At 68.4% G+C, this 18,680-nt stretch carries 17 protein-coding genes; 11 read left to right on the forward strand and 6 right to left on the reverse strand.

Annotation, left to right across the window (positions count from 1 at the left end):
* Window positions 1-62 precede the first annotated feature (62 nt).
* The 4 genes from pbpC (at window position 63) to bla (ending at window position 5,186) form a co-directional block, all read left to right on the forward strand.
* On the forward strand, window positions 63-2,471 hold the full coding sequence (gene pbpC, locus KK141_RS20175) for a penicillin-binding protein 1C (protein WP_214571882.1): 2,409 nt from the start codon (window positions 63-65) through the stop codon (window positions 2,469-2,471).
* 115 nt (window positions 2,472-2,586) lie between these two features.
* Window positions 2,587-3,876: an FAD-binding oxidoreductase gene (locus KK141_RS20180; RefSeq protein WP_214571881.1), complete on the forward strand. Its 1,290-nt coding sequence runs from the start codon at window positions 2,587-2,589 to the stop codon at window positions 3,874-3,876.
* Complete coding sequence (locus tag KK141_RS20185; RefSeq protein WP_214571879.1) at window positions 3,873-4,220, forward strand: tRNA-binding protein; 348 nt, start codon at window positions 3,873-3,875, stop codon at window positions 4,218-4,220. The genes KK141_RS20180 and KK141_RS20185 overlap by 4 nt, the downstream gene beginning before the upstream one ends.
* A gap of 81 nt (window positions 4,221-4,301) precedes the next feature.
* On the forward strand, window positions 4,302-5,186 hold the full coding sequence (bla, locus tag KK141_RS20190) for a subclass B3 metallo-beta-lactamase (protein WP_214571878.1): 885 nt from the start codon (window positions 4,302-4,304) through the stop codon (window positions 5,184-5,186).
* Window positions 5,187-5,245: 59 nt separating this feature from the next.
* Here the strand turns inward: bla and KK141_RS20195 are convergent, their stop codons facing one another.
* On the reverse strand, window positions 5,246-6,181 hold the full coding sequence (locus tag KK141_RS20195; RefSeq protein ID WP_214571877.1) for an MBL fold metallo-hydrolase: 936 nt from the start codon (window positions 6,179-6,181) through the stop codon (window positions 5,246-5,248).
* A gap of 122 nt (window positions 6,182-6,303) precedes the next feature.
* Here KK141_RS20195 and KK141_RS20200 point away from each other — a divergent pair, with 122 nt between their 5' ends.
* Window positions 6,304-6,951, forward strand: a complete 648-nt coding sequence (locus KK141_RS20200; RefSeq protein WP_250901897.1) for a trimeric intracellular cation channel family protein — start codon at window positions 6,304-6,306, stop codon at window positions 6,949-6,951.
* A gap of 3 nt (window positions 6,952-6,954) precedes the next feature.
* On the opposite strand, the gene KK141_RS20205 is transcribed toward KK141_RS20200, so the two are convergent.
* The 5 genes from KK141_RS20205 to KK141_RS20225 form a co-directional block, all read right to left on the reverse strand.
* The gene (locus tag KK141_RS20205) at window positions 6,955-7,692 is read right to left on the reverse strand and encodes a 2OG-Fe(II) oxygenase (RefSeq protein ID WP_214571876.1); all 738 of its coding nucleotides are present in this window, start codon (window positions 7,690-7,692) and stop codon (window positions 6,955-6,957) included.
* On the reverse strand, window positions 7,689-8,441 hold the full coding sequence (locus KK141_RS20210; protein WP_345777598.1) for a methylated-DNA--[protein]-cysteine S-methyltransferase: 753 nt from the start codon (window positions 8,439-8,441) through the stop codon (window positions 7,689-7,691). Before KK141_RS20210 ends, KK141_RS20205 begins: the two co-directional genes overlap by 4 nt.
* 140 nt (window positions 8,442-8,581) lie before the next feature.
* Window positions 8,582-9,787, reverse strand: a complete 1,206-nt coding sequence (locus tag KK141_RS20215) for an acetyl-CoA C-acyltransferase (protein ID WP_214571875.1) — start codon at window positions 9,785-9,787, stop codon at window positions 8,582-8,584.
* A 79-nt stretch (window positions 9,788-9,866) separates the two neighbouring features.
* On the reverse strand, window positions 9,867-12,251 hold the full coding sequence (locus KK141_RS20220; RefSeq protein ID WP_214571874.1) for a 3-hydroxyacyl-CoA dehydrogenase/enoyl-CoA hydratase family protein: 2,385 nt from the start codon (window positions 12,249-12,251) through the stop codon (window positions 9,867-9,869).
* 74 nt (window positions 12,252-12,325) lie between these two features.
* Complete coding sequence (locus KK141_RS20225) at window positions 12,326-12,943, reverse strand: TetR/AcrR family transcriptional regulator (RefSeq protein WP_214571872.1); 618 nt, start codon at window positions 12,941-12,943, stop codon at window positions 12,326-12,328.
* 238 nt (window positions 12,944-13,181) lie between these two features.
* On the opposite strand from KK141_RS20225, the gene ndk reads away from it, so the two are divergent.
* From ndk to bamB, 6 genes are all read left to right on the forward strand, one after another.
* Window positions 13,182-13,607 carry a nucleoside-diphosphate kinase gene (ndk, locus tag KK141_RS20230; protein ID WP_167257665.1) on the forward strand — a complete coding sequence of 142 codons (426 nt, stop codon included), beginning with the start codon at window positions 13,182-13,184 and terminating at the stop codon, window positions 13,605-13,607.
* 69 nt (window positions 13,608-13,676) lie between these two features.
* Window positions 13,677-14,813 (forward strand): 23S rRNA (adenine(2503)-C(2))-methyltransferase RlmN, encoded by a 1,137-nt coding sequence (rlmN, locus tag KK141_RS20235; RefSeq protein ID WP_214571871.1) that lies wholly within the window; start codon window positions 13,677-13,679, stop codon window positions 14,811-14,813.
* A complete protein-coding gene (gene pilW / locus KK141_RS20240; RefSeq protein ID WP_214571868.1) occupies window positions 14,803-15,582 on the forward strand; it encodes a type IV pilus biogenesis/stability protein PilW in 780 nt (259 codons plus the stop codon). The genes rlmN and pilW overlap by 11 nt, the downstream gene beginning before the upstream one ends.
* Before the next feature lie 80 nt (window positions 15,583-15,662).
* Entirely contained in the window at window positions 15,663-16,586 is a 924-nt protein-coding gene (locus tag KK141_RS20245; protein ID WP_250901898.1) for a helix-turn-helix domain-containing protein, read from the forward strand.
* 215 nt (window positions 16,587-16,801) lie between these two features.
* Window positions 16,802-17,452: a tetratricopeptide repeat protein gene (locus tag KK141_RS20250; protein ID WP_214571866.1), complete on the forward strand. Its 651-nt coding sequence runs from the start codon at window positions 16,802-16,804 to the stop codon at window positions 17,450-17,452.
* 11 nt (window positions 17,453-17,463) lie between these two features.
* Window positions 17,464-18,660 carry an outer membrane protein assembly factor BamB gene (gene bamB / locus KK141_RS20255; RefSeq protein WP_250901899.1) on the forward strand — a complete coding sequence of 399 codons (1,197 nt, stop codon included), beginning with the start codon at window positions 17,464-17,466 and terminating at the stop codon, window positions 18,658-18,660.
* The last annotated feature ends 20 nt before the right edge of the window (window positions 18,661-18,680 follow it).

Raw genomic sequence — 18,680 nt, forward strand, 5'->3', positions numbered from 1 at the left:
GCCTCCGGCTCACCCCAACCTACGCCAGCGCTGCTGGAACCTACGCCAGCGCTGCTGGAACGATGAAAGCCGTACTCGCCAACTCCGCCGTCAAAGCCCTCACCCGCTGGATCCTCCGCTGGCAGAACTGGCTCGTCGGCGCCGCGCTGATCGCCGCCGTGCTGGCAGGCCTGCGCCTGTGGCCGCATCAGCGCCTGCGCGAATGGCTGCCTTCTTCCACCGCCGTCTACGACGCCAAGGGCCGCCTGCTGCGCCTCACCCTGGCCAGTGACGACCGCTACCGGCTGTGGGTGCCGCTGAAGGACATCTCGCCGCAGCTGGTGCAGGGCGTGCTGCTGCACGAGGACCGCTGGTACCGCTGGCATGCCGGCTTCAATCCCTATGGCCTGGCGCGCGGCGCCTGGGTCACCTATGTGCGCCACGGCAATCCGCAGGGCGGTTCCACCGTGACCATGCAGCTGGCGCGCCTGCTGTGGCGGCTCAATACGCGCTCGCCGCTGGGCAAGCTGCGCCAGCTCGGGCGCGCGGTGCAGCTGGAGCTGTTCTATTCGAAGGACGAGATCCTCGAGGCCTATCTCAACTACGCGCCGTACGGGCGCAACGTGGAAGGCGTGGGCGCCGCCAGCCTGGCCTATTTCGACAAGCCGCCCGCCGCGCTGACCTTGCCCGAAGCGCTGACCCTGGCGGTGGTGCCGCAGGATCCGACCCGCCGCCTGCGCGCCGGCAGCGAGGCAGCGGATGCCGCGCCGGATGTGATCAACCGCCACCTCGCCGATTCGCGCAACCGCCTCTATGCGCGCTGGCTGCAGAAGCACCCCGCCGATGCCGCCTTGAAACCGCTGTTCGCGCTGCCGCTCAACCTGCGCTCGCTGTCGCGCCTGCCGTTCGAAGCGCCGCATGCGGTGGAGCAACTGCTCAATGCGCGGCGCCTGGATGCCGGCAACACCGACAGCCGCGTCGCCTCCACGCTGGACCTGGACCTGCAGCGCGACCTGGAACGCCAGGTCGCCCGCTATATCGAACGCAACCAGTCGCGCGGCGTGCGCAATGCGGCGGCGATCCTGGTCGATACGCGCGACATGGCGATCAAGGCGATGATCGGCTCGGCCGGCTACGGCGACGCCGCCATCCACGGCCAGGTCAACGGCACCCAGGCCAAGCGCTCGCCCGGTTCGACGCTCAAGCCCTTCATCTATGCGCTGGGTTTCGACCAGGGCGTGCTGCATCCGCAGACCGTGCTGCGCGACGTGCCGACCTCGTTCGGCCCGTACACGCCGGAGAATTTCGACGGGCATTTCCTCGGGCCGGTCACCGCGACCGAAGCGCTGGTGCGCAGCCGCAATATCCCCGCGGTATGGGTGGCCTCGCAGCTGCACGGGCCGAGCTTCTATCAGTTCCTGCGCGAGGCCGGCATCGGCCGGCTGGCCAGCGAGAAGCACTACGGCCTGGCCCTGGTGCTGGGCGGCGGCGAGGTGACCATGCAGGAGCTGGCCGGCCTGTACGCCATGCTGGCCAACCGCGGCGAACTGAAGCCGCTGCGCCTGGCCGCGAACGATCCGCTGCCGAAGCAGGGCACGCGCCTGCTCAGCGAAGAAGCCAGCTTCATGGTGATGGACATGCTGCGGCAGAACCCGCGCCCCGACGAAACCACCGGCGCGCAGCCCTACCGCCTGCCGGTGTACTGGAAGACCGGCACCTCGTGGGGCTTCCGCGATGCCTGGACCGCCGGCAGCTTCGGCCCCTACGTGCTGGTGGTGTGGGTGGGCAACTTCGACGGCAGCAGCAATCCGGCTTTCGTCGGCGTGGAAGCGGCGGCGCCGCTGTTCTTCCAGATCGTCGACGCGCTACGCGCCGAACAGCCCGGCATGGCCGAGCCGATCCGCCGCATGCCGGCCAATCTCAAGCGCGTGTCGATCTGCCTGGCCAGCGGCGAGCTGCCGAACCAGTGGTGCCCGCAGAAGGGCACCACCTGGTTCATTCCGGGCAAGTCGCCGATCCGGGTCAGCCAGGTGCATCGCCCGGTGGTGATCGACGACGCCACCGGCAAGCCGGCCTGTCCGCCCTACGACGGCAAGCGCACCCATCTGGAGGTGTACGAGTTCTGGCCGTCCGAACTGCAGCAGGTGTTTATCCAGGCCGGCATCCCGCGCCGCACGCCGCCGCGCAACGAGGCCTGCGTCAACGGCGGCGAGGCGGTGGGCGAGCCGCCGCGCATCACCTCGCCCCTGCGCGGCAGCATCTACGCGCTGCGGCTGAAGCGCAGCGACGAGGGCCGCATCGCCTTCAGCGCGAACGGCGACGCCGCCACGCGCACGCTGTACTGGTTCGTCAACGACGCCTATGTCGGCAGCAGCGCGCCGGGGCAGCCGCTGTTCTGGCAGCCGCCTGCGGCGGGCAACTACGACGTGCGCGTGGTGGACGACCGCGGCATGAGCGACACGCGCCCGCTGGGCGTGAGCCTGGTCGAATAACGGGTACCCCAATGAGGCAGGGTCGAACGACCCTGCCAACGGTCACGCCGGAGCCCGCGCGGGGCTGCGCTATGCTTCCAGGCCTGTCCCGCGCAGCCTGCCTCCGATCGCCACGATGAAGCAGCCACCGGCACCTTCCTATTACCGCGCCACGGCGAACGCCTACGAGCCGTACGCCGCGCTGCGCGGCCGCGCGGAAGCCAAGGTGGCCATCGTCGGCGGCGGCTTCGCCGGCCTGCATACGGCGCTGGCGCTGGCCGAGCGCGGCGTGCGCGACGTGCTGCTGCTGGAGCGCGAGCAGGTCGGCTTCGGCGCCTCCGGCCGCAATGGCGGCTTCGTCTTCGCCGGCTATTCGCTGGGCGAGCAGAGCCTGCTGGATCAGCTCGGCGAGGAGCGCGCCCGCGCGCTGTTCGGGCTGACCACCGCGGCGGTGCAACGCATCCGCGCCCAGGTGCTGCGCTATGGCATCGACTGCGGCCTGGTCGACGAAGGCGTGCTGTGGGCGAACTGGTTCCGCGACCCGGCCGTGCTGCGCGCGCGCCAGGCGCTGCTGGAAAAGCACTACGGCGTGCAGTGGGAATGGGTGCCGCAGCAGGCGCTGCGCGAACGCGTGCATACCACGCGCTATTTCGACGGCTTGTACGAGCGCAATGCCTTCCATCTGCATCCGCTCAACTTCGCCATCGGCCTGGCCGCGGCGGCCGCGGGGCAGGGCGTGCGCATTCACGAGCACACCGACGCCTGGCAACTGCGCCGCGACGGCCTGCGCTGGCGCCTGGAAACCGACCAGGGCACGGTGCTGGCCGAGCACGTGGTGCTGGCCTGCGGCGGCTACCTGGCTGGCCTGCAGCGGCGCATCGACCGCGCCATCCTGCCGATCGCCACCTATGTGATGGCCACCGAGCCGCTGGGCGAACGCCTGCGCGACTGCCTGGACACGCACGCGGCGATCTACGACACGCGCTTCGCCTTCGACTACTACCGCCCGCTGCCGGATACGCGCCTGCTGTGGGGCGGCCGCATCTCCATCCGCAACCGCTCGCCGCAGGCGGTGCGCCGCCTGCTGATGCGCGACATGCTGCGGGTGTTTCCTGCGCTGAAAGATGCGCGCGTCGACTTCGCCTGGTCCGGCCTGATGAGCTATGCGCGCCACCAGATGCCGCAGATCGGCGGCGGCGAGGAAGGCCTGTGGTGGGCGCAGGCCTTCGGCGGCCACGGCCTGGCGCCGACCTGCGCGGCAGGCGAACTGCTCGCCGCGGCCATCGCCGAGCGGGACGGAAGCTGGAAGCAATTCGCCGACTACGGCCTGGCCAGCGCGCATCGTCCTGCCGGCTATCTGGCGGCGCAGGCGAGCTACTGGTGGCACCAGGGCCGCGATTGGTTCAAGACGAGACTGGAAGCATGACGACAGAACAGAGCCCGGAAATCAGCTGGTCCGACTTCGAGAAAGTGCTGCTGGTGGCCGGCACGGTCACGCGGGTGGAAGCGTTTCCCGAGGCACGCAAGCCGGCCTGGAAAGTGTGGGTGGATTTCGGCCCCTACGGCGAGAAGAAGACCAGCGCGCAGATCGCCGCGCTGTACCGCGCGGAGGACCTGGTCGGCCGGCAGATCGTCGGCGTGATCAATTTTCCGGAGAAGCAGATCGGGCCGTTCCGCTCGCAGTTCCTGCTGACCGGATTTTCCACCGACGAGGGCGTGGTGATCACCGCCATCGAGCGCCAGGTGCCGAACGGTACGCGCCTCGCTTAAACCACGGCTCGCCCGCAGCCGGCCATATCCGCTCCATACAGGGCCGGCATGCTGCGGCACCTCCCACGATCAGGACGAACGATGAACCAGCCGCTCCGCCTCCTTCTCGCCGGCGCCGTCGCGCTGGCCTGCGCCCAGGTCCACGCCAGCGATGCCGACGACCGCGGCTGGACCAAGCCCGAGCAGCCGTTCCGCATCTACGGCGATACCTGGTACGTCGGCACGCACGGCCTCAGCGCCATCCTGATCACCTCGCCGCAAGGCCACGTGCTGATCGACGGCACCATGCCGGAGAACGCCAAGCTGGTGGAGCAGAACATCCGCGCGCTCGGCTTCCGCCTCGGCGACGTCAAGGCCATTCTCAATTCGCACGCGCATTTCGATCATGCCGGCGCCATCGCCGCACTGGCCGCGGCCAGCGGCGCACAGGTCTACGCCAGCCACTACGGTGCGGAAGAGCTGAAGGCCGGCGGCGACTACGCGGAAGATCCGCAGAACGGCGAAGCGCCGCATTTCCCCAAGGTGGCCAAGGTCAACGAAGTGCCCGACGGCGGCACGGTGAAGGTCGGTGACATCGTGGTGACCGCGCATTACACGCCGGGCCACACGCCGGGTGCGACCACGTGGACCTGGCGTTCCTGCGATAAGCAGCGCTGCCTGGACGTGGTCTATGCCGACAGCATCACCGCCTTCACCAATGGCGTGTACCGCTACAGCGATCCGGCGCATCCGGAGCGCGTCACGGGTTTCCGCAAGACCTTCGACATCGTCGGCGCGCTGCCCTGCGACGTGCTGGTCACCACGCATCCGGACATGAGCGATTTCCTCGAACGCGCCGCCGCGCACCGCGCGGGCAAGCAGCCGGACCCGCTGTTCGACCGCAACGCGTGCAAGGCGCTGGCGCAGTCGTCGGTGGTGAAGTTCGATGAGAAGCTGAAAGAAGAGCGGGCTGCCAAGAAGCCTTGAAGGCTCCTACTTCGTCATTCCGGCACAGGCCGGAATGACGAGCTTGGGGCGGTGATGCATCAACCGCCGCGATCCAGCCACACCTCCAGCCCCTGGGCATTGAGCTCGATATCCATGCCCAGGATCTGCAGCAGCTCGTCGCGCGTTCCCTTCCAGCCATGCGCGGCGACGCGGCCGGCGTAGAGATCGGTCAACGCCCACTTCAGCTCTTCGTGGCGCTTGTCCTTCGGCTCGCCGCGCACCGCATGGCCCAGGCTCACCATCGCGTCGATCTGCTGGTGCAGCCCCTTGGCGAGGCGCTCGATATCGCCGACGGGGCCGAAGTGGGTGACGTACATGGCGTCCGGTTTCAGCGCGACCAGGCGGTCGATCGACTGGTGCAGCGCTTCGGGTTCGAACTGCACCGGCGTGCTGGTGGGGATCGCGTAAGGGCCGCGTTCCGTGTCGAACTCGCGGTAGGACAGGCCGAAGGTATCGCCGGTAAAACAGGCGCGGCCCTGTTCGTCGTGCACGCACAGATGATGCTTTGCATGGCCTGGCGTATCGAGGCAGCGCAGCGGACGCCCCTGCAGTTTCACTACGTGGCCCTCCGGCGCCTCCACCACGCGCTCGGTGGGAATCGGCCGTAGCCGGCCGTAGGTCTTCTCCATCACCGCTTCGCCGTACACGGCGCTGGCGCCGGCCCACAACTGCGTGGGATCGATCAGGTGCCGCGCGCCGCGCGGATGCACCACCGCCTTGGCGTTCGGCAGCCGCGCCATCAGCTCGCCGGCGCCGCCGGCATGGTCCAGATGCACGTGGGTGAGGATCAGCCAGTCCACTTGTGCCGGCGCGAGGCCGGCCTGGTCCAGCGCTTCGAGCATGCGCGGCACGGCGTGGTTGGTGCCGCAGTCGATAAAGGCGCCATGGCCTTGCTCGACCACCAGATAGGCCGCATCGAAGCGTGGACGCACGAAGCCGGTGTCGATGACGTGGATGCCGTGTGAGGGAGCCATATCCGCCTTCGCCGTGAGACACGCGCCGCAGCGTAGCAAACTGGAGCGCGCCCGCGTGCCGGCTCTTGTGCCGCACCGCGGCAAAGGCTAGACATGCACGGACCGCCGCTGGATGCCAGGCCATGACCCCCGCTCTCATGACGCACTACCTGCTTCTCGTGCTCGACCTGCTCGGCACCTTCGTGTTCGCCCTCAGCGGCGCGCTGACCGGCGTGCGCCGGCAGCTGGACCTGTTCGGCGTGCTGGTGCTGTCCTTCGCCGCGGGCAATGCCGGCGGCATCACCCGCGACCTGCTGATCGGCGCCACGCCGCCGGCGGCGATCGCGGACTGGCGTTATCTGGCGGTGTCGGTGCTGGCCGGCGTCGTCACCTTCTACCGCTACGGGCTGATCGAGCGGCTGAAGAATCCGGTGCAGATGTCCGACGCGGCCGGCCTGGCGCTGTTCGCCGTGGCGGGCGCGCAGAAGGCACTCGCGCATGGGCTCAATCCCGCCATGGCGGCCTTGCTCGGCATGCTCACCGGCGTGGGCGGCGGCATCCTGCGCGACGTGCTGGTCACGCAGATCCCGACCGTGCTGCGCGCGGACCTGTACGCCGTGGCCGCGCTGGCCGGCGCGGCCATCGTGGTGGCCGGCGACCTGCTGCAGGTGCCGCCCACCGTGTCCACCCTGGCCGGTGCGGCGGTGTGCTTCGGCCTGCGCTTCATGGCGATCCGCCACGGCTGGCACCTGCCGCGCGCGGCGGGCGGGCAGGAGCCGCCCACCGGATAAGGCTCAGCTGGCGTCGTGGAAGATGATGCCCAGCGTATGGCGCCGCCCGGAGCGCAGCTCGCTCACGCCGTGCCGCAGGTTCACCCGGTAGCTGCCGCGGCTGCCGCGCACGGGGCGGTGATGCACGGCGAAGATCACCGCATCGCCCTCGCTCAAGGGCACCACGTGCGGACGCGACTGCATGCGCGGGCGCTGCTCGGTCAGCACGAACTCGCCGCCGGTGAAATCGCGCCAGGGTTCGGACAGCAGCACGGCCACCTGCAGCGGGAACACGTGCTCGCCGTAGAGATCCTGGTGCAGGCAGTTGTAGTCGCCGGTGCCATAGCGCAGCAGCAGCGGCGTGGGTCGCTGCTGGCCGGCGTGGTGGCAGCGTTCGAGGAACTCGGCGTGCCGCTGCGGATAGCGCACGTCGATGCCCATGGTTTCGTTCCACTGGTTGGCCAGCGGCACCAGCCGCGGATACAGCGCCGCGCGCAGTTCGCCGACGGGCGAGGGCAGGGGATAGCCGAAGTACTGATACTCGCCACGGCCGAAGCCGTGGCGGGCCATCACCACCTTGCTGCGGAACAGCGCGGGGCGGTCGTACAGCGAGGCGATGCGGTCGCAGGCTTCCGGCGCGAGCAGGCCCGGGAGCATGGCGTGGCCTTGCGCGTCGAGCTGCTGCAGCACGCGCGGCCAGTCGAACGCGGCCAGGCGTGCTTCGACGTCGTCGCCCAGCGCCGCTTCCAGCATCGCGCTCATGCCTGCGCCTCCCGCGCCAGCAGCGCGCGCTTGCGTTCCACGCCCCAGCGATAACCCGACAGCGCACCGTCGCCGCGGATCACCCGGTGGCAGGGCACCGCCATGGCCAGCGCGTTGGCGCCGCAGGCCAGCGCCACGGCGCGCGAAGCGTCCGGCATGCCGATGCGCAGCGCGATTTCCTTGTAGCTGGCGGTGGTTCCGGCGGGGATCGCGCGCAGCGCTTCCCATACCTTGCGCTGGAACGGCGTGCCGCGCAGGTCGAGCGCGGCGCCGAAGGCCGCGCGCGGCTGCTCGATCAAGGCAGCGGTTTGCACCAGCGTGCCGGCCAGCGCGCCGTCGTCGCGCGACAGATCTGCCTGCGGGAAGCGTTGGCGCAGATCCGCTTCCAGCGCCTTGGCGTGCTCGCCGAACAGGATCGCGCACACGCCGCGTTCGCTCGCCGCCACCAGCAGCAGGCCCAGCGATGAAGCGCCGATGCCGTAGCGCAGCGTTTCGCGCACACGCTCCGGATGGCAGCGCGCGCAGGGACGGAAGCCCGCGCGCTCGGCTTCTTCGCGGCTGGTGTGGAAGGCGACGTTCTCGGGCCGCGCGGGGCGTGCCGCGCACGAAGGTTTGCAATACACGCCGGTGCTGCGCACCGAATACCAGAACGAGCCGTCCGCATTCCGGTCGCGGTTGCGCATCTGGCTCCAGCGCGGATCGCGCAGGGTGGCGTCGATATGGTCTTTCATGCGGGTGGCAGCGTTCATGGCGCGTCTCCTGGTTCGAGGGTGAAGCCAGCTTAGGTTTCGCGCGGCGCGCGCACACTCCGGTTCTTGCTGTGGCCGTGTCCAAAAAAAACGGCGCCGCGATAAACGGCGCCGTTGGTCTGCACACGGAAATGCGGGCGTCAGAGCGACTCGAAAATCCCCGCCGCGCCCATGCCGGTGCCGATGCACATCGTCACCATGCCGTACTTCTGCTTGCGCCGGCGCATGCCGTGCACCAGGGTGGCGGCGCGGACGGCGCCGGTGGCGCCGAGCGGGTGGCCGAGCGCGATGGCGCCGCCGAGCGGGTTGATCTTCGACGGATCCAGGCCCAGGTCCTTGATCACCGCCAGCGACTGCGCGGCGAAGGCTTCGTTGAGTTCGATCCAGTCCAGCTGGTCCTGCGTCAGGCCGGCCTGCTTGAGCGCCTTCGGAATCGCTTCCTTCGGGCCGATACCCATGATCTCCGGACGCACGCCGGCCACCGAGTAGCTGACGAAGCGGGCGATCGGGGTGAGGCCGTATTCCTTGATGGCCGCCTCGCTGGCCAGCAGCACCGCGCCGGCGCCGTCGGAGGTCTGCGAGGAATTGCCGGCGGTGACCGAGCCGCCGAACTGGCCATTGCGGAACACCGGCTTGAGTTTGCCCAGCACTTCTACCGTGCTGCCGGGACGCGGGCCTTCGTCGGTGTCGATCAAACGGCTATCCGTCTTGATCGAACGCGTGGCGAGATCCGGGTAATGGTCGTCGAGCTTGAACGGGGTGATCTCGTCCTTGAACTCGCCGGCCTTGATCGCGGCCAGCGCGCGCTCGTGGCTGGCGGCGGCGAAGGTGTCCTGTTCCTCGCGGCTGATCTTCCACTGCTTGGCCACGTTCTCGGCGGTGATGCCCATGCCGTAGGCGATGCCGATGTGCTCGTTATCGAAGATGCCGGGGTTCATCGCCACCTTGTGGCCCATCATCGGCACCATGCTCATGCTCTCGGTGCCGGCGGCGATCATCAGGTCCGCTTCGCCCAGGCGGATGCGGTCGGCGGCCTGCGCGATGGCCTGCACGCCGGACGAGCAGAAACGGTTGACGGTGACGCCCGGCACGGTGTCCGGCAGGCCGGCCAGCAGCAGGCCGATGCGCGCCACGTTCATGCCTTGCTCGGCTTCCGGCATGGCGCAGCCGACGATCACGTCGCCGATGCGGTGCGCGTCGATGCCCGGCGCCTGCGCCATCACGGCGCGGATCACGTGGGCCAGCATGTCGTCGGGACGGGTGTTGCGGAATACGCCGCGCGGCGCCTTGCCGACCGGGGTGCGGGTGGCGGCGACGATGTAGGCGTCTTGCACTTGCTTGCTCATGGTCTTTTGCTCCGTGGCGTCGCGCGATGCGCGGCGACGCCGTATGGGTTTGGATGAGTCGTTGGCGTAAGCGCGGGCGTCAGTTGCGCAGCGGCTTGCCGGTGGTCATCGTGTGAGCGATGCGCGCCTGGGTCTTTTCCATCTGCGCCAGTTCCACGAAGTGCTTGCGCTCCAGCGCCAGCAGCCATTCCTCGTCCACCAGCGAACCGCGCTCGATGACGCCGCCGCACAAGGTGTCGGCGATGCGCGTGGCGATCTCGACGTCGTGCTCGGAGGCGAAATAGCCGGCCAGCATGTTGGCCAGCGAAGCGCGGAAAGTGGCCGTGCCGACGTCGCCGGCCACCGGGATGCTGCGCGCCGGCAGCGGCGGGCGGTAGCCGCTCTCGGCCAGTGCGCGCGCCACCTGCTTGGCCACGTAGAGCAGCTCGTAGGCGTTGAACACCACCACGTCGCTGTCGCGCAGCAGGCCCAGCTGCTTGGCTTCCAGCGCGCTGCCGGAGACCTTGGCCATGGCCACCGTCTCGAACACCTTCTTCAGCGCCTCGAACGGATCGGCCGGATTGGCCTGCGCCGCGCGGATCGCCAGCTCGTGCAGGCCGCCGCCGGCCGGCAGCAGGCCCACGCCCGCCTCGACCAGGCCGATATAGCTTTCCAGCGCCGCCACTGTGCGCGCCGAATGCATCTGGAACTCGCAGCCGCCGCCCAGGGCCAGGCCGCGCACGGCCGACACCACCGGCACCAGCGAGTGCTTGATGCGCATGCTGGTGCGCTGGAAGTTGGCCACCATCGCCTCGAAGTCGCCCAGCTTGCCGGCCTGCAGCAGGCCCAGCGCGCCCTTGAGATCCGCACCGGCGGAGAACGGTTCGCCGGTCTGCCAGATCACCACGGCCTTCAGCTGCTGCTCGGCGACGTCGATCGCCTGCTGGATGCCGTTGAGCACGTGATCGTTGACCGTGTTCATCTTGGTCTTGAACGAGATGATGCCCACGCCGTCGTCGCCCAGCGTCCACAGGCGCACGCCGTCGTTCTCCCACACCGTGCTGCCCTGGTCGAACTTCTCACCCAGGATCGGATCGGGGAACAGCTGGCGCTGGTACACCGGATGCTGCGAGCGCGGCTTGTCGGCGTTGGCGCCGGCCGAGTACGAACCGCTCTTGCCGTGCACGCCGCTGCGGCCATCGCTGACCCACTTCGGCAGCGGGGCCTTGCTCATGGCCTTGCCGGCGGCGATGTCTTCCTCGATCCACGTGGCCACCTGCTGCCAGCCCGCGGCCTGCCAGGTCTCGAACGGACCGAGCTTCCAGCCGTAGCCCCAGCGGATGGCGAAGTCGACGTCGCGCGCGGTGTCGGCGATGTCGGCCAGGTGATAGGCGGTGTAGTGGAACAGGTCGCGGAAGGTGGCCCACAGGAACTGCGCCTGCGGGTCGGCGCTGGCGCGCAGCTTGGCGAACTTCTCGGCCGGGTCCTTGATGGCGAGGATGGCGGCCACTTCGTCGGAAGCCTTCTGCTCCGAGCCGCGGTAGTCGCGCTTGGCCACGTCCAGCACGACGATGTCCTTGCCGGCCTTGCGGTAGAAGCCGGCGCCGGTCTTCTGGCCCAGCGCGCCCTGGTCGATCAGGCCCTGCAGCCAGGCGGGCGCCTTGAAGTACTCGTGCCACGGATCGTCGGCCAGCGTGTCGGCCATGGTCTTGATCACGTGCGCCATGGTGTCCAGGCCCACCACGTCGGCGGTGCGGTAGGTGGCGCTCTTGGGGCGGCCCACGGCCGGGCCGGTGAGCGCGTCGACCACGTCGAAGCCGAGCTTGAACTGCTCGGTGTGGTGCATGGTGGCCAGCATCGAGAACACGCCGATGCGGTTGCCGATGAAGTTCGGCGTGTCCTTGGCGTAGACCACGCCCTTGCCGACCACGGTGGTGAGGAAGGCTTCCAGGCCTTCGAGCACCTTCGCTTCGGTGAGGCGCGTGGGGATCAGTTCGACCAGGTGCATGTAGCGCGGCGGATTGAAGAAGTGCACGCCGGTGAAGCGGTGGCGCATTTCTTCCGGCAGCGCTTCGGCCAGGCCGTTGATCGACAGGCCCGAGGTGTTGCTGGCCAGCACGGCGTGCGGCGCGACGTAGGGCGCGATCTTCTTGTAGAGGTCCAGCTTCCAGTCCATCCGTTCGGCGATCGCTTCGATCACCAGGTCGACGTCCTTCAGGTGTTCCAGGTCGTCGTCGTAGTTGGCCGGGATGATCGCGGCGGCGCGGCTGCCGTCGGCCAGCGGAGCGGGGGAGAGCTTCTTCAGGTTCTCGATCGCCTTGAGGGCGATGCCGCTCTTGGGACCTTCCTTGGCGGGCAGATCGAACAGCACGGTCTCGACATTGGCGTTGGTCAGGTGCGCGGCGATCTGCGCGCCCATGACGCCGGCGCCGAGCACCGCGGCCTTGCGGATGCGCAGCGGATGGGATGCGACTGGAGCGGTCATTGGCTTCTCCGTGGGACGGACACTTGAGGGGTGTTGAAACGCGAAGGAGACCGTCGCCGGCCTCCGTAAGGAAATCAGGGGGCGTTGAGGCCGGCGGCGGCGAAGCGGATCAGGTGCTCCGCCGTCTGCTCACGATGCACCCGCTCGGTGACATCGCTTTTGCGCTGGATCATGCCGAAGCCGGACATGGCATGGGTCAGCGCGCCGGTGACCAGGTCGACCCGCCAGTACAGCTCTTCCCGGCTGAGCCCGGGCAGCAGGCGGCCGAACTCGGCGGTGAACTGGCGCATGACGTGGCCGTAGTTCTCCGACAGGAACTTGCGCAGGGTGTCGTCGTGCTCGGCGAAGGCGCGCGCCAGCACGCGCATGAACAGCGAGCCGCTGCCTTCGTGGGACAGCTCCAGCGCCGGCTTGATGAAGGCGGCCAGCACGTCCTCGAGGCTAGTTTCCGGCAGGCCGGCGATGCGCGACAGGGCGGTCATGCGGTGGCCGTTGAGCTGGTCCAGGCGGCGGCGGAAGACCTCTTCGATCAGGCGGTCCTTGCTGCCGAAGTGGTAGTTCACGGCGGCCAGGTTCACGCCCGCGGCGGCGGTGAGCTGGCGCAGCGAGGCGCCGTCGAAACCGTGCCGGGCGAACAGTTCCTCGGCGGCGGTCAGGATGCGTTCCTTGGTCGAATGCGGCACGGCTTGCAAGCGGGCGGTCCCCCGGGTGGCTACGGCAGGAATCAAACGATCGTTTGAGCATACGGGGGAGGAATCCCCGCCGTCAAACGATCGTTTACAACGCCCGGCGCCCGGCTTGCGAATCAGTTAGAATCTGTCAGACTTTCGTGAGCTAAATCCTCTAAACGTCATCGGATTTAGCCTACTTTGCTGGCTAGCTTGGCCAGACCGCCCACTCAGATACCAGTTTTTCCGGAGCAGACTACTCATGGCGCTGGAGCGCACCCTTTCCATCATCAAGCCCGACGCCGTCGCCAAGAACGTCATCGGCGAAATCTACGCCCGCTTCGAGAAGGCTGGCCTCAAGGTCGTCGCCGCAAAGCAGAAGCAGCTGTCGCGCCAGGAAGCCGAAGGCTTCTACGCCGTGCACAAGGAGCGCCCGTTCTTCAAGGCGCTGGTTGAATTCATGATCTCCGGCCCGGTGATGATCCAGGTGCTGGAAGGCGACAACGCTGTGCTCAAGCACCGCGAACTGATGGGCGCCACCAATCCGAAGGAAGCCGCGCCGGGTACCATCCGCGCCGATTTCGCCGACTCGATCGACGCGAATGCGGTGCATGGTTCGGATGCGTCTGAAACCGCACAGGTCGAGATTGCGTATTTCTTCGCCGCGACCGAAGTGCATTCCAGGTAATTCACCGCGGCGCCCGTACAACGGGCGCCGTCCGCCATGCGGCCAACGCGGCCGCGCTTTTTGAAGACGATGAACCAGGCCGTTTCCACTCCATCCACCGACAAGGTCAACCTGCTCGATTTCGATCGCCAGGGGCTGCGCGATTTCTTCGCCCAGCTCGGCGAGAAGCCGTATCGCGCCGAGCAGGTGATGAAGTGGATCTACCACCGCCTGGAAGACAACTTCGAAAACATGACCGACGTCGGCAAGGCGCTGCGCACCAAGCTTGAAGCGGCCTGCTACATCGGCCCGCCCAAGACCATGTTCGACAAGGGCGCCGCCGACGGCACGCACAAGTGGCTGCTGGGCATGGACGGCGGCAACGCGGTGGAAGCGGTGTACATCCCCGAGCCCACCCGCGGCACGCTGTGCGTGTCCTCGCAGGTGGGCTGCGGCCTGAACTGCCAGTTCTGCTCCACCGCCACGCAGGGCTTCAACCGCAACCTGTCCACGTCCGAGATCATCGGGCAGATGTGGGTGGCGGCGAAGTACCTGGGCAACGTCACGCACCAGAACCGCCGCATCACCAACGTGGTGATGATGGGCATGGGCGAGCCGCTGCTGAACTTCGACAACGTGGTCAAGGCGATGAGCCTGATGCGCGACGACCTGGGCTTCGGCCTGGCCTCCAAGCGCGTCACGCTGTCGACCGCCGGCCTGGTGCCGATGATCGACAAGCTGTCCGAGGCCATCGACGTGTCGCTCGCGGTGTCGCTGCACGCCGCCAACGACGAGCTGCGCACCGAGCTGGTGCCGCTCAACAAGCGCTATCCGATCGAGGAGCTGATGGGCGCCTGCCGCCGTTGGCTGGAGCGCCGGGCGCGCACCTCGATCACCTTCGAATACACGCTGATGAAGGGTGTCAACGACCAGCCCGAGCACGCGCGCCAGCTGATCAAGCTGATGCGCAAGATGCCCAACTGCAAGGTCAACCTGATTCCCTTCAATCCTTTCCCCGGCACGCGCTTCGAGCGCTCCGACGCCGACACGATCCGCGCCTTCCAGACCCAGCTGCTCAACGCCAACATCCTCACCATGCTGCGCCGCACCCGCGGCGACGACATCGATGCGGCATGCGGCCAGCTGAAGGGACAGGTGCTGGACCGCACGCGCCGCCAGGCCGAATTCCGTAAACGACTCGACGAGGGCGCCAGCCATGCGGCTTGACCGGATCCTGCTGGCCGCCTGCCTGGCTGCATCGCTCACCGCCTGCCAGACCACCGGCGTGGACCCGGGCCCGAACCCGCGCGTCGCCAAGAGCGACAACGCGCTGGAAGGCGCCCGCGTGCATACCGAGCTGGCCCAGTCGTACATGCAGAACGGCGACCTGCAGGGCGCGCTGACCAAGCTCAACAAGGCGCTGAGCTTCGACCCGAACTACGTGCCGGCGCACACCGTGATGGCGGTGCTGTACGAGCGCATAGGCAACCAGGCCGAGGCGGAAAAGCACTACCGCCGCGCCGCCGCGCTGGCGCCCGACAAGGGCGACCCCAACAACAACCTCGGCGCCTTCCTGTGCAAGACCGGCCGTGCGCCCGAGGCCGTGCAGTATTTCCAGAAGGCGGTGGCTGATCCGTTCTATCAGACGCCGGCCACGGCCTGGACCAATGCCGGCCGCTGCCTGGAAAGCACCGGCGACGCCGCCGGTGCCGAAGACGACTACCGCAAGGCGATCGCGCTCGACCCGCAGAATGCGGATGCGCTGCTGCAGGTCGCCTCGCTGCTGTTCCAGCACAACGACGCTTTCCGCGCGCGGGCCTTCCTGCAGCGCTACGACGGCCTGGGCCAGGTCTCGCCGGCCGGACTCAAGCTGGGCCACGACATCGAACTCCGACTGGGCAACAAGGACGCTGCCCGCAATTACAGCAGGCGATTGCAGAGCCAGTTCCCGGACTCGGAACAGGCCCGCGCCGTCGACTCGACCGCAAGCCAATGACATCCATGCAGTCACAGCCAACCGGTCCGGAGGCCGGTGAAAAAGGTCTGTTCGACGCGAGCGCGCAGGGGGCGACCGCCATGATGGACAACGCCGTAACGGAAAACTTCGGCGCGCGCCTGCGCGCCGCACGCGAGGCCCGCGGCCTGGACGTGGAAAGCTGCGGCCAGGCCTTGCGCCTGCCCGTGCGCGTACTGCGCCAGCTCGAGAACGGCGAATACGCCGGCATCGACTACCAGGTCTACCTCGCCGGCTATCTCACCAAGTACGGCCGCCATGTCGGCGTGGAAGAGTCGGCCCTGCAGGCCGAACTCACCCGCTTGACGCCGGTGCAGCCGACCCTGGTGGCCACCGGCGGCATCTCGCATTCGCGCTATCTGCTCGAACGCTATGCGCGCGCGGCCACCTATGTGGTGCTGACCGCGGCGATCGTGGTGCCGACCATCTGGCTGGGCGTGCGCGGCACGCTCGACCGCGACGTCAGCCACCTGGCGCCGCTGGATGCCAAGCCGGTCGCCCAGGCGGACCTTCCCGCGATCGCCACCAGCGTGGCGAATGCCGGCACGCTGGCGGCCAACGCGCCGGCCGCCGCGCCCAAGCCTGCGGACCAGCAGCCGGTCGAGGCGCAGCAGGAACAGCCGCTGCTTGCCTCGATGGCGCCGTTCCCGAACCTGGGCAGCGCCGACACCGCGCAGCCCAAGCCGGCGGCCCAGGCCGAACCGGTGGGCGCGGGCGCGCACAGCCTGTCGCTGCAGCTGCCCAATGCCAGCTGGGTGGAAGTGGTGGCGCAGGACGGTTCACGCCTGGAATACGGCCTGCTGCCGGCCGGCAGCAGCAAGACCTACCACAGCGACAAGCCGCTGACGGTGCGCATCGGCAATGCCACCGGCGCCGAGGTCTCGATCGATGGCCAGCCGGTCGCGCTGGACAGCTTCCGCCGCGCCAACGTGGCGCACTTCAAGGTGGACGTGCGCGACGGCAAGGCCACTCCGGCCGGCGTCTGAGCGCGCTTGCGCGGGTCGCGCCGGCTGGCGCGACACCGCCTGCGGGCTGACTTGCGATGCGTGCGGTGGGCCACGCTCAGTAGCGCGATCGGTTATGCTTGCTCTTTGCCCGCTCGACGGCAGCGTCGGGCCGGGTCTGTTCCAATTTCTCTTAATCGCGCCAGGAAGGTCGCCGCGCCCTCCGGCGGCATCCGTTCCCTTTCAAGGGTGATTGCATGGCATTTGAAGTCTACGACGACTACGAGCAGGGCGAACGCGTACAGAAGTGGTTGCGCCAGAACGGTCTTTCGATCGTGGTCGGCGTCGCGATCGGCCTGGTCGGCATCTTCGGCTGGCAGCAGTGGAGCAACCACAAGGCCGGCCGCGAGAGCGAGGCGTCGCAGCTCTACCAGCAGGTGCAGAGCGCCATCGCCGGCGGCAAGAACGACCAGGCCGAGACGCTCACCGAACAGCTGTTCAAGGACTACGCCGAGTCGCCGTACGCCGTGTTCGCCGCCGGCGACCGCGCGGTGCGCCAGGCCAATGCCAAGCAGCTGGACAAGGCGCTGGTCTCGCTCAATTGGGCCGAGAGCCATGCCGCCGATCCGAATCTGAAGGCCCTGATGCAGTTGCGCATCGCGCAGCTGCAACTGGCGCAGGACAAGGCCGCCGACGCGGTGGCCACGCTCGACCGCATGGGCGCGAAAAACTACGAAGGCCTGAGCCAGGAACTACGCGGCGACGCCCTGGTCAAGCTTGGTCGCCCGGATGACGCGCGCAAGGCCTACGAGGCCGCCAAGGCCGTGCTGGGCGTGGGTGCGCCGCAGAGCGGCGCCTTGCAGTTGAAACTCGACAATCTGGCCGTGGCCGGGAAGCAGGGTGCATGAAAGCTGGTGTGATGAAACGAGCTTTGCTGGTCGGTCTGGTGTCGATGGCGACCCTGGCCGGCTGCCATTCCTTCAAGAAGGAAAACGTCCAGCCGCCTACGCCGCTCGACAAGGACTTCAAGCCGACCGCGCAGGTCACCCGCCTGTGGACCAGCAGCGTCGGCAAGGGTGCCGGTGATTCCGGCCTGCGCCTGCGTCCGGCCTTCGCCGACGGCGTGCTCTACGTAGCCAGCACCGACGGCAAGATCGAAGCGCTGGACGCCACCAGCGGCAAGACGCTGTGGTCCAAGAGCTCCAGCACCAAGGGCTGGTTCGGCTGGGGCGACAAGAAGCGCAAAGACGCCTTCTACGCCGGCGGCCCGGCCGCGTCCGGCGACCTGGTGGCGATCGGCACGCTGGACGGCCACGTCTACGGCATCAACGCCAAGGACGGTTCGCCGCGCTGGGAAGCCAGCGTGAGTTCCGAAGTGCTGTCGGCGCCGGCCGTGGTCGGCAACCTGGTGGTGGTGCGTGCCGGCGACGGCCGCCTGTACGGCCTGGACAGCACCTCCGGCGAGCGCCGCTGGGCCTACGACCAGGGCAATGTTCCGCTGCTCAGCCTGCGCGGCAATGGCCCGCTGCTGGTGGCCAATGGCGTGATCTTCTTCGGCAGCGACAACGGCAAGCTGGTCGCCCTGCGCCTGGACAACGGCGAGAAGCTGTGGGAGCAGAACATGGCCAGCGGCGAAGGCCGCACCGAGATCGACCGCCTGAACGACGCCGACGGCGCCATCGTGCTCGACGGCAGCACCCTCTACGGCGCCGCCTATCACGGCAACCTCGTGGCGGTGGACGGCCCCAGCGGCCGCCCGCTGTGGGCGCGCCCGTTCTCCACCTTCACCTCGGTCGACATCGGCGGCAATGCGCTGTTCGGCGTGAACGAGGATTCCCAGGTCTGGTCGTTCGACAAGGGCGCCGGCTCCGACATGTGGAAGAACGACAAGCTCAAGTACCGCTGGCTCACCGCGCCGACCGTGCAGAACAACTACGTGGTGGTCGCCGACAGCGAAGGCTACGTGCACTGGCTGCAGACCAGCGACGGTGCTCTGGCCGCGCGCGAGCGCCTGTCCAAGAAGCCGATCCGCGCCCAGCCGCTGGTGGTGGGCGATACCGTGTACGTCGAGGACGTGAAGGGCCGTATCGGCGCCTACCGCCTCGGCGGGCACTGAGCTGTTGAGGTTGTACCCGT

Origin of the sequence: Dyella sp. LX-66, from assembly GCF_018599165.1 — a bacterium.
GTDB classification, from domain to species: domain Bacteria; phylum Pseudomonadota; class Gammaproteobacteria; order Xanthomonadales; family Rhodanobacteraceae; genus Dyella_D; species Dyella_D marensis.